The sequence below is a fragment of the Microbacterium sp. NPDC078814 genome (assembly GCF_040702645.1).
Classification (GTDB): domain Bacteria; phylum Actinomycetota; class Actinomycetes; order Actinomycetales; family Microbacteriaceae; genus Microbacterium.
The window spans coordinates 48,066-60,496 of sequence record NZ_JBFBLT010000009.1; the positions used below are offsets into that span (position 1 = coordinate 48,066).

At 67.5% G+C, this 12,431-nt stretch carries 16 protein-coding genes; 6 read left to right on the forward strand and 10 right to left on the reverse strand.

All coding sequences use genetic code 11. From position 1 onward, the window contains the following. Positions 1–52: 52 nt before the first annotated feature. The 3 genes from AB0300_RS15815 to AB0300_RS15825 form a co-directional block, all read right to left on the reverse strand. Entirely contained in the window at positions 53–1,891 is a 1,839-nt protein-coding gene (locus AB0300_RS15815) for a class I mannose-6-phosphate isomerase (protein WP_366216382.1), read from the reverse strand. Beyond that, on the reverse strand, positions 1,888–2,778 hold the full coding sequence (locus tag AB0300_RS15820) for an ROK family protein (protein WP_366216383.1): 891 nt from the start codon (positions 2,776–2,778) through the stop codon (positions 1,888–1,890). The genes AB0300_RS15815 and AB0300_RS15820 overlap by 4 nt, the downstream gene beginning before the upstream one ends. A 78-nt stretch (positions 2,779–2,856) precedes the next feature. After that, positions 2,857–3,879, reverse strand: a complete 1,023-nt coding sequence (locus tag AB0300_RS15825) for a LacI family DNA-binding transcriptional regulator (RefSeq protein WP_126893675.1) — start codon at positions 3,877–3,879, stop codon at positions 2,857–2,859. A 365-nt stretch (positions 3,880–4,244) separates the two neighbouring features. Here AB0300_RS15825 and AB0300_RS15830 point away from each other — a divergent pair, with 365 nt between their 5' ends. The 4 genes from AB0300_RS15830 (at position 4,245) to AB0300_RS15845 (ending at position 5,684) form a co-directional block, all read left to right on the forward strand. Next, positions 4,245–4,475: a hypothetical protein gene (locus AB0300_RS15830; protein WP_366216384.1), complete on the forward strand. Its 231-nt coding sequence runs from the start codon at positions 4,245–4,247 to the stop codon at positions 4,473–4,475. Further along, entirely contained in the window at positions 4,472–5,239 is a 768-nt protein-coding gene (locus AB0300_RS15835; protein ID WP_366216385.1) for a 3-keto-5-aminohexanoate cleavage protein, read from the forward strand. The genes AB0300_RS15830 and AB0300_RS15835 overlap by 4 nt, the downstream gene beginning before the upstream one ends. Positions 5,240–5,307: 68 nt before the next feature. Next, complete coding sequence (locus AB0300_RS15840) at positions 5,308–5,433, forward strand: hypothetical protein (protein ID WP_366216386.1); 126 nt, start codon at positions 5,308–5,310, stop codon at positions 5,431–5,433. 83 nt (positions 5,434–5,516) lie between these two features. Then, positions 5,517–5,684: a hypothetical protein gene (locus AB0300_RS15845; RefSeq protein WP_153244997.1), complete on the forward strand. Its 168-nt coding sequence runs from the start codon at positions 5,517–5,519 to the stop codon at positions 5,682–5,684. Positions 5,685–5,726: 42 nt separating this feature from the next. Here the strand turns inward: AB0300_RS15845 and AB0300_RS15850 are convergent, their stop codons facing one another. From AB0300_RS15850 to AB0300_RS15865, 4 genes are all read right to left on the reverse strand, one after another. Next, positions 5,727–6,122 (reverse strand): VOC family protein, encoded by a 396-nt coding sequence (locus AB0300_RS15850; protein ID WP_126893678.1) that lies wholly within the window; start codon positions 6,120–6,122, stop codon positions 5,727–5,729. A gap of 78 nt (positions 6,123–6,200) precedes the next feature. Beyond that, on the reverse strand, positions 6,201–7,109 hold the full coding sequence (locus AB0300_RS15855; protein ID WP_126893679.1) for an HNH endonuclease: 909 nt from the start codon (positions 7,107–7,109) through the stop codon (positions 6,201–6,203). Beyond that, positions 7,087–8,637: an AAA family ATPase gene (locus AB0300_RS15860; protein WP_126893680.1), complete on the reverse strand. Its 1,551-nt coding sequence runs from the start codon at positions 8,635–8,637 to the stop codon at positions 7,087–7,089. Before AB0300_RS15860 ends, AB0300_RS15855 begins: the two co-directional genes overlap by 23 nt. 126 nt (positions 8,638–8,763) lie before the next feature. Beyond that, complete coding sequence (locus AB0300_RS15865; RefSeq protein ID WP_366216387.1) at positions 8,764–9,765, reverse strand: SDR family NAD(P)-dependent oxidoreductase; 1,002 nt, start codon at positions 9,763–9,765, stop codon at positions 8,764–8,766. Positions 9,766–9,851: 86 nt separating this feature from the next. On the opposite strand from AB0300_RS15865, the gene AB0300_RS15870 reads away from it, so the two are divergent. Then, complete coding sequence (locus AB0300_RS15870; protein WP_366216388.1) at positions 9,852–10,424, forward strand: TetR/AcrR family transcriptional regulator; 573 nt, start codon at positions 9,852–9,854, stop codon at positions 10,422–10,424. Between the two features lie 206 nt (positions 10,425–10,630). Beyond that, positions 10,631–10,897 (forward strand): hypothetical protein, encoded by a 267-nt coding sequence (locus AB0300_RS15875; protein WP_366216389.1) that lies wholly within the window; start codon positions 10,631–10,633, stop codon positions 10,895–10,897. 185 nt (positions 10,898–11,082) lie between these two features. On the opposite strand, the gene AB0300_RS15880 is transcribed toward AB0300_RS15875, so the two are convergent. The 3 genes from AB0300_RS15880 to AB0300_RS15890 all read right to left on the reverse strand — a co-directional run bounded on the left by AB0300_RS15880 (position 11,083) and on the right by AB0300_RS15890 (position 12,227). Beyond that, the gene (locus AB0300_RS15880) at positions 11,083–11,529 is read right to left on the reverse strand and encodes a GNAT family N-acetyltransferase (RefSeq protein WP_136051039.1); all 447 of its coding nucleotides are present in this window, start codon (positions 11,527–11,529) and stop codon (positions 11,083–11,085) included. 30 nt (positions 11,530–11,559) lie between these two features. Next, the gene (locus AB0300_RS15885; protein WP_136051040.1) at positions 11,560–11,802 is read right to left on the reverse strand and encodes a hypothetical protein; all 243 of its coding nucleotides are present in this window, start codon (positions 11,800–11,802) and stop codon (positions 11,560–11,562) included. 140 nt (positions 11,803–11,942) lie between these two features. Continuing rightward, complete coding sequence (locus AB0300_RS15890; RefSeq protein WP_366216390.1) at positions 11,943–12,227, reverse strand: hypothetical protein; 285 nt, start codon at positions 12,225–12,227, stop codon at positions 11,943–11,945. Positions 12,228–12,431 lie beyond the last annotated feature (204 nt).

Consider the following 12,431-nt stretch of genomic DNA (forward strand, 5'->3'; position numbering starts at 1 on the left):
GTGTGTCGGGTGTGCTGTTTCTCGGGTGCGGTGCTCGTCGGGTGCGGCGTCTTCAGTCGTCGCTCGCACGCGAGCCGCGTACGTAGGCCTTGACGGTCGCGAAGCGCGGGCTGCGCGAGTTCTCGGTGCGCCGGATCCGGTAGGCACCGACGGCGGCGGGGACGATGAACGTCTCGGCGTAATGGATCACGAAGGGGGCGAAGGCGTCGGTCGGGCTGACCACCTCGACCTCATCGCCTTCCACGAGGTTGAGCACGTTCACGGTGCCCTCGGTGTCGTGGTCGGCCGTCTGGGTGAACCAGTGTCGACGCACCTCAATGAACTCGAGCTCGTGCAGGCCCGTGCTCTCCTCGATCACGTCGCCGTCGGTGCGGATGGTCTCGACCTGGTCGATGAGGTTGTCGCCGACCCAGGTGGTGTCGCGGTCCCACTGGATGTTGTTGGCGCCGTGGTCGAGGTGCACGGGGCGGGGGATCCCGTCGAGTCCCACCCGGCCCCAGTCCCAGAGCTTGAAGGTGAAGATGAACGGCGTCGCCGAGATCTCCAGCACCATCGAGTTCGCGCCGGAGCAGTGCACGGTTCCGGCGGGGATCGCGAAGTGGTCGTGCTTGCGGGCCGGGAACGAGTTGACGTACTTCTCGGCGGGGAAGGGATGCTCGCCGTCCTGGGCTGTCGCCAGCTCCTGGAGCATCTCGGCGGGATCGATGCCCTCCTTCGTCCCGAGGTACACCACCGCGTCGTCGCCGACATCGAGCATGTAGTAGCTCTCGTCCTGCGTGTAGTGCATGCCGAACGTGTTCTGGATGTAGTCGGTGAGCGGGTGCACCTGCAGGCTGAGGTTGCCGCCGTCCATGGTGTCGAGGAAGTCGAAGCGGATCGGGAACTCGGCGCCGAATCGCGAGAACGTCTTCGCGCCCAGCAGGTCGACAGGGCGGCTGAAGACGAGGTCCAGGGCGGGGATCTCGATCACGCCGCCTTCGCCCTCCAGCAGCAGCGAGTTCTCCTCGGGGACGCAGTCGAAGCACCAGGCGTAGTTGTCCTTCGAGGGGTCGAGGCCGATGAGGTTCTTCATCCACTGTCCGCCCCACACGCCGGGGTCGAAGAAAGGGACGACGCGGAACGGCCGACGCGCGGCATCTTTCAGAGCCTGGCGGAAGGCGGCTCCCGTGATCATCCCCGCTTCCGGCGAATCCGGATGCTGTTCGGCCGGCGAGATGGCGTTGCCGTCGAGCACGAAGTCGACGGTGTCGAACAGCGCGCGTTTGTGACGGTCGGCGGTGCGCCATTCCACGAAGAAGCCGCGCTTGTACTTGCGGAGGTTGTCTTCCGAGGCGTTGTCGGCGCGCCAGTTGGTCGCGCCCTTGCGCTGGCGCAGCTGGATTTCCCAGCGGGCCATGTCGACGAGCACCGTCACGGCGTCGCCCGTCAGGCGCGGGGAGAGCAGGGCCGCGCCCCAGCCGATCACCACGGTGGGGTTCTCGACGATGGTGGCTGCCAGAGCGTCGAGCTTCGCGGTGTCGTAGAAGTCGGTGAGGGCGAAGTGGCTCATGACACCGAAGACGCGGTCGTCGGTGAGGTTCGGGGCGATCAGCCGCTCGACCTCCGCGACCGGTCGCGCCGCGGTCTCGACGTCGACGACCGCCCACTCCGGCAGCGCCTGGCGCACCTGGGCGGTGAGGGCCTCGACGTCCACTCCGGGGTAGGTGTCGATCAGCAGCACGGGCGCGTTACCGGTCACGCGGGCGCAGGCTTCGGCGAGCTCGGCCGCTGCCGTCCAGCCGTCAGCGCCGCGGAGGATGCGCTCGCCGTCGGGCAGCGCCACGGTGGGCTGGGTGTCGTAGCGACCTCGGGTGGTGTGCCCTTCATGCATGTCGCTGATCGGGGTGGTCACTGTTCCTCCTGCGGGATGGCGGTGTGGGTGGTGGCGGTGTGGGCGGTATGGATCAGGGCGCTGAGCCCGCGGACGACGGAGAGTTCGGGCTCGGGCGGGACGACGAGGCGCGGCGGTGTCAGCGATGGCCACAGGTGCTCGCGCACGAAGTCCTCGATCGGTGCCCTCACGGCATCGCCCGCGCGCAGGATGCCGCCGGAGAGGATCACGACGGCGGGGTCGTAGGAGTGCACGAGCGACGTGACGACGGCTCCCCAGACGTGCAGGAAGCGGTCGCGCAGGTCGGCGTGTGCGTCCGTGGTGAACACCTGCGCCATGGAGACGTGCTCGGGGAGTGCCCTGGTGCTCGCCAGTGCTTCGCCGCAGCCGATGTTCCCGCACGGGCAGGTGGGGCCGTCGATGTCGACGGTGAGGTGTCCGCCCAGGATCCCGGCGTGGCCGGTGCGTCCGCGCAGGGCCGATCCGTCGATCATCGCCGCAGTCCCGATGCCGGTGCCGAGGGCGACGAGCACAGCGTCGCGTTCGCCGGCCGCGCTGCCCGAGGAGGTCTCGCCGATCAGCGCCGCGCGCGCATCGTTCTCAACGACGGACGGCAGGTCGAACTCGGTGCGCGCCCAGGCGTGCAGGTCGACGTCTTCGAGGAAGTCGTACTTGGCGTTGGCGTGCAGCATCCGGTCGCTGCGGGGATCCACGACGCCGGGGACGGCGATGCCCACGGCGTCTGCGGCACGGCCGGTCTGGTCGAGCAGCGCGCGGGCATGCGTAGCGGCTGTGTCGAGGTCGGCGGAGGCGCCGCTCACGGGGATGCTACGCGAACCGATGACATGGCTGCCGTCGATGAGGGCGATCTTGATCTCGGTGCCTCCGAAATCGATGCACAGCTCCATCCGGCCTCCTCGTCGATGATTGGTAACGTTATCAACGAGGGGTGGGGGTGTCAACACCCGGATGGATGTCGGGTCGCGTCAGCGCACGCCGCGCAGGGACACGGGCAATTCGAGCTCGCGGTGCTCCCTGTCGCGCTCGCCGCCGTCCAGGCGGTCCAGCAGCAGACGGGTGGCGGTGCGGCCGAGTTCGCGCGGGTCGTGGTCGATCACACTGATCGGCACGGGGGAGAGCTCGGCGAGCTCGAAGTCGTCGAAGCTCACGATCTCGGGGAAGTCCGACACGGCCCGCGACCCGGCGTCGAGCTGGGCGTTGATCTCCTTGAGCGCACCGATCGCGTTGCGGTTGTTGGCGCAGAAGATCGCGGTGGGCGGATGCGACGCGGCGAGGAGCGTTCGCGTCGCCTCGCGCGCCTGGTCGACGGTCTGCTGGTTCGTGGCGACGAGCGGGGAGTCGACCGTGAGGCCCCGCTCCTGCATGGCGCGGAGGAAGCCCGCGTAGCGGCGCTCGCCGGTGAAGATCGACAGCGCGTTGCCGAGGTAGCCGATCCGGGTGTGTCCGCGATCGAGGAGCGCCGTCGTCCCGCGGTGGGCGCCTTCGTCGTCGGCGAGCACGACGCTGTCCACGGCGAGTCCTTCGATGCGTCGAGAGGCGAGCACGACGGGGACGCCCTGGTTTTGCGAATGGGCGAGGTGCGCGGAGGTCGTACCGGCGGGGACGACGATCAGCCCGTCGACGCGGCGGCCGAGGAAGTCGCCGACGAGGTCGGCTTCGCGTGCCGGGTCCTCCGAGGTGTTGCCGAGCAGGATGCGGCGACCGGTGAGGGCGGCTTCCTCCTCGACGCCGAGCGCGAAGGTGGAGTAGTAGGGGTTCGCGATGTTCGTGATCGCGACGCCGATGAGGCCGCTCGAGTGTCCGGGGCGGATGCTGCGCGCGTTCTCGTTGCGGTGGTAGCCGAGCTCGGCCACGGCCTCCATCACGCGCTGCTGCACGTCGGGTTTGACGTTGATTCCGCCGGAGAGCGTGCGGGAGACGGTCATGGGGCTGACGCCGGCCCTGGTCGCGACTTCCTTGACGGTCGGGCGGCGCGCTGGTTCGCTCATCACTGCCCTCCGAATGTGGTGCCGTCGATCAAGGGAACGTTACCAGCGCCCCTCCGGTTCTGCGGGGCCGTTCCCGCGCATCCGCTCGATGCCCGCACCCGCCTTGTTCCTCGACCGGCGGCAGAGCCGCAAGGGGAGTCTGCACTCCGGACGAGAACCTGGGATACCCCTCCCCTTCGCAGGCCGCCGAGCTCGGTGAGGCGACGCCGAATGGATGCGCGATGAGTACGACTGGGCGGTCGATCCCGAGCGTGTGCATCCGGTCTCCGATGTGAGATCGACGGGCGATGGTGCGGAGGCTGTCAAGCCCCTCCGTCGTGTCGGTGGTCTGACATAGAAAGGGATGCGAGAGAAGGGAACCCGTCATGGCTGCAGGCGACATCGAGACGTTCCACCGCAACGGCATCTGGTTCAACCGCATCGAGGGTGAATCGCAGACGTTGGGGAGCAGCTTCATGAGCGAAGCCGAGGCGGTCAAGGTCGGCCGCAGCGCGGCGGTGGCGCGTCAGGTCGAGCACACGGTGCGCGCCGAAGAGGGTCCCTCGACCGACGCCTCTCCCCATGACCTGCACCCGCGCGAGCTGATCGGCCGATGACCGCGGCGGACTCCCACCCGCCTACCCGGCCTCCGCGTCGGATGCTGGTGCAGGTATGCGTGAACGGCGCCCGTGATGCGGTCGAGCACCCGTGGTTGAGTGCGGATGCCTCGGTCGTGGCCGACGATTCCGCGCGTGCTGTGGCGGCGGGGGCACACGAGGTGCATGTGCACCCGAAGGACGAGGCCGGTCGCGACAGTCTCGCCGCCGACGATGTCGCCCGATGGGTGGCCGCGGTGCGCTCCGCGAGCCCCGGTGTGCCGGTCGGGGTGACGACGGGCGCCTGGGCCGAGCCCGACATCGAGCGCCGCCTCGCCGCCATTGAGGCGTGGACGGAGCTGCCCGATCACGCGTCGGTCAACTGGCACGAGGCCGGAGCCGACGAGGTGGCCGCACTGCTGCTGAAGCGCGGCGTCGCGGTCGAGGCTGGGTTGTGGGACGCGGCCGGCTTCGAGGTGTGGAAGCGGTCGCCCGTTCGCGGGCAGTGCCTGCGGGTGCTGATCGAGCTCCCCGACGAGCCGACCGAGGTGCTGCGTGACCACGCTGAGGGGATGATCGCCCATGTGCAGCTGGAGGAGCCCGACCTCCCGATCCTGTTGCACGGCGAGGAGGGCTCGACGTGGCCGGTGTTCGACCTTGCCGTCGAGTTCGGGCTGGCGTCGCGCATCGGCCTGGAGGACACGCTGCTGCTCCCCGACGGCGCGAGTGCTCCGGGGAACGCGGCGCTGGTGCGGGCGGCCGTGGCGCGGATGCGGGGAGTCTGACCGGGCGGGTGCGCGGGGTGCGGCATTCTGGGGCGATGTTCTCCGACTCGCTCGTACCCTTCCTTCTCATGAACCTCGCGTTCATCCTCATCGGGATCCTGATCACCTGGCTGGTGATCTACTCTGCCGCGCGCGCGGCGCTGACCTCACACCGTCAGGCGATGGCGCGGGACGGCCGGCCCGGTCAGGTGTGACCAGAGGGCGTCAATCGGGTGAGCGTCGGTCGCGACGCAACGCGACGACCCCGAGAGAGCACGCGACGATGACTGTCGCGACGATGACCGCTTCCCCGGATCCACTGATCGTGACCGTGATCCTCACGGCGTTCGCGAATGCGCAGCCAGCGAGTGACAACCCGGTGATGACGACGAGCCCCATCGCGATGCCGAATGAACAGGGCATGACGAAGACACGGTCGCTGGTGAACAATCGCCGGGACGTCTGAGGGCCCCGACCAGTCCCCTCCGCGTCCGCCGAGACTGCTTGCTCAGACATGCACCCCTTCGTCGGCGCGGTCCCAGCCCGACCAATCCGGCCGGTCGACGATGCAGAAGCGGTTGCCTTCCGGATCCTCCATGATCACGTAATCGGCGTCGGCCGGGCGTCCGACCCAGTGCACCTCGCGCGCCCCCAGCTGCGTGAGCCTCTGGACTTCGGCGCTCTGATCCTCGGCGTAGATGTCGAGGTGGATGCGCGGCGGCAGCACCCGTTCGGAGTGGTGGGCGTCGAGGGCGATGCAGGGAGCGTCGGCATCGCGCGGTTTCAACACGACCCAGTCGTCGTCCCCGGGGTCGCGTTCGACGTAGTCGAGAGCTTCCTTCCAGAACGTGGACTGCGCGGGGAGGTCCGTCACGCGGATCACGATCGACACGAGCTTCAGCATGACGTCGAGTGTAGGTCGGGGTGGGGCGGTGAGTACGGGATTATGCGCGTCGGCAGACGCGAAACGCCCACCGTTCGGTCAGAGCGCGATCGGCTCGTGACGGTTCGGTCGAATCCTTCGGACGGGGAGAGTCGGCAGGTGAACGTCGAGATACCAGGGGCTCTCGGCCAGAGCCTCGTAGACGGCCCGCTCCCAACAATTCACGCGCTCCCCTGCCCGGAAGTCCGCTTGATCGAGGAGATGGTCGACGACGGCCGCTCGACCGCGCTTGGCCAGGACGGCCGGGAGTTTGCGGTCCAGGTTGTTGATCTCCTGGCCCGCTTTGACCTTGAAGTACTTCTTCAGCCGAAGGGCATTGAGATGTGACGAGGCGCGGGTGCGCAGCGCCGGATCCGAGATCGCGCTTTGATCGACGTAGAACCGGGCCACGGGCCCGGCGTTGTCCACGATCGTCGCTTTCAGCCAGTGTTCCTCGCTCACGTCATCGAAATACGGATGGAGGACTGCGCCGTGTTGCCCGCGCGTCGACTGCTCGAAGTTGCCCTTCTTGGAGTTGCAGCGGTCGCAGCTCGGCACGAGGTTGATGGGCAGAACCGCGTAGACGCCGAACTCGGACTTGGCGAGATAGTGGTCGAGCGTGGTGGGTTCGCGGTCGCTGCAGTATGGGCAGCGGTCATCGACCGCATGGTCGATGAGACGGTCGTAGTACATGCGCGAAAATGTCCCGTCGCGCAGTCGCCGGTACAGCCGTCGAAGCTCCTTGTCGGTGACATGCACGGGGAGATATCCCGGTGGTCGGATGCCTGCGAGGTTGCCGCTTCGTGCGAGCGCTTCGTACTGCAGTCCCGCGGTGAGGATGAGTGCTTCTTCGTCGTGGTGCCTTTGCGCGAGGGCTTTGTGGCCGATGACGTCCACGGCGGAGCCGTACACCTCGTGGTGGCTGACCAGCGGAAGACCGAGATGCTCAACCACGGCGGTCTTCCTCATGCTCGTCTTCTTCGGCGTCCTCGTCTTCTTCGTCGTCGAGGGCGCGAAGAATGGCGAGTGCTTCCCCGCCCAGTTGGTCGCGGAGGCGCGACTCGTCATCGGTCATCGAATACCGATCGAGTAGTTCGTGATAGGCGGTATCGGTGACGTTCAGCCCGAAGACCTCACTCGTCAGAACCGAGAGCGATTCGCCGAGAGTCTCGATCCTCGGATGGCGTAGGGTCGACCTGTTTCCGCGCCGCCTCAAGATGAGCGCGCAGGAACGAGGCACCTCCTGGAGTACGACGGGTGAGTGCGTTGCGACGAAGGCGACCCCGTTCCGGTCGTTCATGAGACCGGTGAGTACCCGGATCAGCGCAGAGAGCAGAGGCGGGTGCAGGTGCGTCTCCGGTTCGTCGATGAGCACGAGGCTGCGTTCTTCGACATATCGAACGAGGGCGGTCATCGTGAGCAAGACGATCTTGTGCCCGGAGCTCAGGGCATCGAAGGCCTTCCGTGCGCCGACGACCTCGTCGTCGACCGCGGCCGCGTCGACGAGCGTCTCGAGTCGGTGCCGCTCGAGTATGGGATCCGCGGACGCGAGCGTCTTGAGTCCGATCAGCCAGCGCTCTCGCCGGGGGCCACGGATGCAGGGTCGCAGCGTCGTCGCGAACTGCACCGCGAGCTCGCTTTCCTCGGCGGAGTAGTCGGACACCCCGCGGAGGCCGATCACATGGTGGGGGACGTCGCCCTTCTTCCCGTTCGGGTCGCGAAGGTTCTCCGGGAACTGATCGAAAGCCGAGAAGCTCACGGTGACGAGGTTGTCGAACGGGATCCTCCGTCGTGGCCGAGTGCGCGACCCCAACTGGGAGAAGACTCCGGTCTCAGCCGGGACGCTGTCGGCTCGCAGGCTCGCCGCGAAGTTGCGCATCATGGTGCTCTTGCCGGCGCCGTTGGCCCCGATGACGACCCGCACGTTCGTCGAAGGTGAGGCTTCGGCTTCGATATGGAACTCGATCGGCTCTTGGGTGGCGGTCTCTTCGGCCCACTGCGGCAGCGCGTACGAGAAGTGGAAGTCGGTCCGAGGTGCGTGGCCCTCGGCGATCCGCCGGAATTGCGATGTGATGACGGTGTCCTCCACGTCTCGCAGCAGCGACGCGGCCGTCACCGGCTCGAGGATGGCTTTCTCATACAGCTCAGCGTCCAAGGCAATATCCCTCAGGGCGACAAGAACGGCCTTGCGACGTTCGTCCCCCAACCCGAGAAGGTTCTCGTAGTACTCGCGATCCTGCCCGAGCGAGAAGAACTCCTCTCCGAGTGTGGCAAAGGTGCTCTTCGGCAGCTTGGTGCTCGCGCGCTCATCGCCCATTCCGAAGCTGGCGATCTTCACCAACCCGAGGCTCTGGATGACGCCGTCGGGGTCGGTGTAGCTGAGGTGGAACGTCGTCTTGAATGTGTAGTCATCCCATCTGTCCTCGACCAGGGTGAAGGTGTCGGTGGAGGACGACGGCTTGGATCGAGGAGGCAGTACACGGAAGGCAAGACGCACGGGACCATCCTGCCATTCGGCCTCGTCCGTGTATCGACGTCAGCGATATGTTCCGTGCGTTTACCGGTACACGCGAAACGCCCCCGCCGTTCGGGTCGGCGGGGGCGTCGGTTCCATGGAGTCGCGTTACTGCACGGACCAGCCGCCGTCGGAGGCGAGGACGGCGCCGTTGATGTTCACGGCGTCATCCGAGAGCAGGAAGGTGATCGACGCGGCCAGGTGCTCGGCGGTCGCGACGGTCGGGATGGCCTGCTGGAACGGGGCGAGGCGGCCGGAGCCGTACTCGGACATGTTCGGGGGCATCGGGATGCCGGTGGCGACGCCGCCCGGGGCGACGGAGTTCACGCGGATGCCCTTCGGCCCGTACATGAAGGCGGCCGACTTGGTGACCCCGATGATGCCGTGCTTGCTGGCCGTGTAGGCGTTGCCCGAGGCGTTGCCGCGCAGGCCCGCCTCGCTCGACACGTTGAGGATCGCGCCGCGGCCGGCTTTCTCCATGACGGGGATGACCGCGCGCATGAGCTTGAACGGTGCGGTGAGGTTGATCGCGATGACGCGGTCCCACACCGCATCCGGGGTCTCGCCCGCGGGGGAGAAGTCGTCGTTGATGCCGGCGACGTTCGCGAGCCCGTCGATGCGATCGCCCGCGGCGGCGACGACGGCGTCGATCGCGTCCTGCTTCGTCAGGTCGCCCGCGACCGTGACGATGTCGGCGTCCGGCAGCTCGGCCTTGAGGGCATCGAGCTTCTCGGCCGCGATGTCGCTGGCGATCACGCGTCCGCCTTCGCGGGCGATGCGCGAGGCGGTGGCCTTGCCGATGCCGGAGGCGGCGCCCGTGACGATGACGGTCTTACCGGCGAAGCGGCCCCCCGTGACCTTCTCGGTCCAGCGCTCGGAGGCGTCGTCCTCGGGGATCTCGCCGTTGTTCGCGGCGCGGACGAGGTCGTCGACGACCGACTGCGGGAGCTGGCCCTGGCTCATGGCGACGAGCTGCTGCAGGGGGAGTCCGAGCACGGGGGTGAGGAGCTCGGGGTCGGCACCCGTCTGCTCGAAGAGGCCCCGGATGAGCGGGCCGCCGGTGGGGTCGTTCATCCAGTCGCCGATGGTGGAGTGTGCGGTGAGGGCCATGCTCTTTCTCCTTGCTCGGGTGCCGTCGTAGTTTCGCAACGGTGCGTCTACTTATGTTCCAGTGTACGCCTCTGTACGCTCGAAAGGTGCCCCGTCCTCGCAGTGAAAAGGCCCGCCAATCCGTGCTGGAGGCGATGCGCCGCGCGCTCGCCGCAGACGGGTACGAAGCCGTGACGATCGAGGGTCTCGCGGCTGAGGCGGAGGTGTCGAAGCAGACGATCTACCGGTGGTGGCCGTCGAAGGCCGCGATCCTCGGAGAGGCGTTGCGTGAGGGGACTGTCCCTGGGGCGGACGCGGTGGTGCCGATGACGGACGACCTCGGCGCGGACCTGCGTGCGTGGTTCACGGCGGTGTCCGCGGGGCTGGCTCGACCCGAGGGCGTCTCGCTGGCGCGGGCGCTCATCGAGGTGACGGCGGCTGATCCGGAGCTGGGGCTCGTCTTGAACGAGCGGCTGGCGGCGCCGATCCGGGAGTGGGTGGCGGAGCGGATCTCCCGCGGACGCACGGACGGAGACGTACGGGCCGACGTGGATGCCGCCGCAGTCGCCGACGAGTTCATCGCGATCGCCTCATACTCCGCCCTGATCGGGCAGCCGTTGAGTGCGGCGCGGGTGGAGGAGACCGTGGTGCGGTTGCTGCGGGGGATCGCGGCGGGCTGAGCCTCTCGCTGGATTGCTGTGCGGCGCGACGGTCGCGGTTCTCCATGCTCACTCGTTGCGTACCGCGAGTCAAGAATATCGGTTGCGACCTCATATGTGTGCTTTCATATGTCTCATGACGCAGCGAGCGCGATCCCGCGGCTTCGTGTCGGTGGGCCGGCGGGTGTGCGACGGCGGTGAGTGAGGAACTGCTAGAGGTGGGCATCATGCTTTATGTCGCGGTCGGCGTAGCTCTTCTTCTCTGGGGGACGTTGGTGGGGCGGGTCGGCAGGAAGCTCGGCACTCTTCTCGCCATCGTTCCCGTTCTGGTGTGGTTCGGGGTCCTTGCGTGGTTCGGCTCGTCGGGCAACCTCGACAGCCCGGCTGGAGATGCGCTTCCTGTGTACCTCGTGGTCGGGCTCCTTGCTTTTACGATCGGCGTCAATCTCACCGATCGCTCCGTGTCCGTGCGCAATTCACGATGGAAGCCATGACCCGCTCGGCGTGTGATGCCGGCGACGAGTGTGGCGGTGACGTCTTGACGGAGCCGCCGGCCGCGGTCTGACCTGCGCGGGCTGAGAGGTCGCCCTCCGCCACCTGCGAGGAGACCAGCCCGCGAGACCGCCACATCTCGACCAAGGAGACGGTGGTGCGATTGCTGCGAGGGGTCGCGCCGTGATTAGTCCGCGGTCGGGCTGAACCGGAGCACGTTCGTCTCACGCCTGCGGAACCCGACGGACTCGTACAGCCGCAGCGCGGACTCTCGGGACGGGCGTGAGGTGAGATCGAGCGTCCGGAGTCCGCGCTCTTGCGCGAGCTGAGTCATGTGCTCCAAAAGGAGCCGCGCGATGCCCCGCCCCCGAGACGCCTCGTCGACTACGACGTCTTCGACATGCCCTCGGAGCCCGGTCAGGGAAGGCGCGGTCACGAGAGTGGCGGTGCCGACGATGCGCCCAGAGTCACGCGCCACCAGGAGCTCCGTCGCCTCGTGTGCGATGACCGCCTCGGTTCGAGCGCGATCGAACTCGGCCGATGCGGAGAGCTGCACCAGGAGCGATGCAATTGCTTCGGCGTCAGCGTCCGTGAGTTCGCGCAACGATTCGATGGTCAGGGGCGACTCGTCCATCTCGGTACCGTAGCCCGATTCGGGACTTGGTCACTCTCTTCGGAAGAGAATGCTCCCGAAGCCGACGAGCATGAGACATGCGCCAAACAGACCAGTCAGAGCAGAAGGTGCGAGGTTCCCAGTCGTGTGCTCCGCGTCCGAGATGTAGCCCTCAGCAATCGCCATGACGATGGCGAGGATGATGACGCTGGCACCGACAAATCCCATGCTGACCTCCACGGTCCCAGGTCGGCGCTGCGGGTTCCGCATCGGCCCGAGCGGGACGAGCAGCACTCAGAGAGCATAGAGGGCGCACGCCCCATCGGCGGAAACGTAGGCGCTGTGCCAGAGCCGGAGCGCCGACTCCCGAGAGAGACGCGGGCGAACGAACGTCCGGCATCCTCGCGCTCTCGGACAGGAGCCCGGGCCGCGCATCACGGTGTTGGCCCGGGCGGCGAGGAATGCCGGCTCGCGTCGCGATATCGCCTCATCATCGCGAAGTGCCACACGGCGGCGCCCGTCGCCGCAGTCGCTTCGAGTGCCGGAGCGAGCTGCGGCACAGAGTCCGCGCCTGCGAGCACCGCGACAAACCAGCCCCATACGCACAGGGTCGCGACGAGATGGCGGCGGGGGTGTGTGATCGTTGCGAACCACGTCGAATGCTCGACGACGAGCGGCTGCTCCGATCGCACGTCACGCACCATCGGGATTCCGGCCATTCGTCGCCCTTCGGGTTAGCCAACGCCTCATCATGTGCAGGTACCACGCGGCACCGATCAGCGCGGTGGTCACGAACAACCATGGCCCTGTAGGGGGATAGAGCACTGAGAGCACCGTGGCTGCTGCGATCAGCAGGCCCATCGCGATTGTCAGCGCCCGTTCGCGCCCGCGCTCTGTGATCACTCCCCACCAGGTTCGCGGCA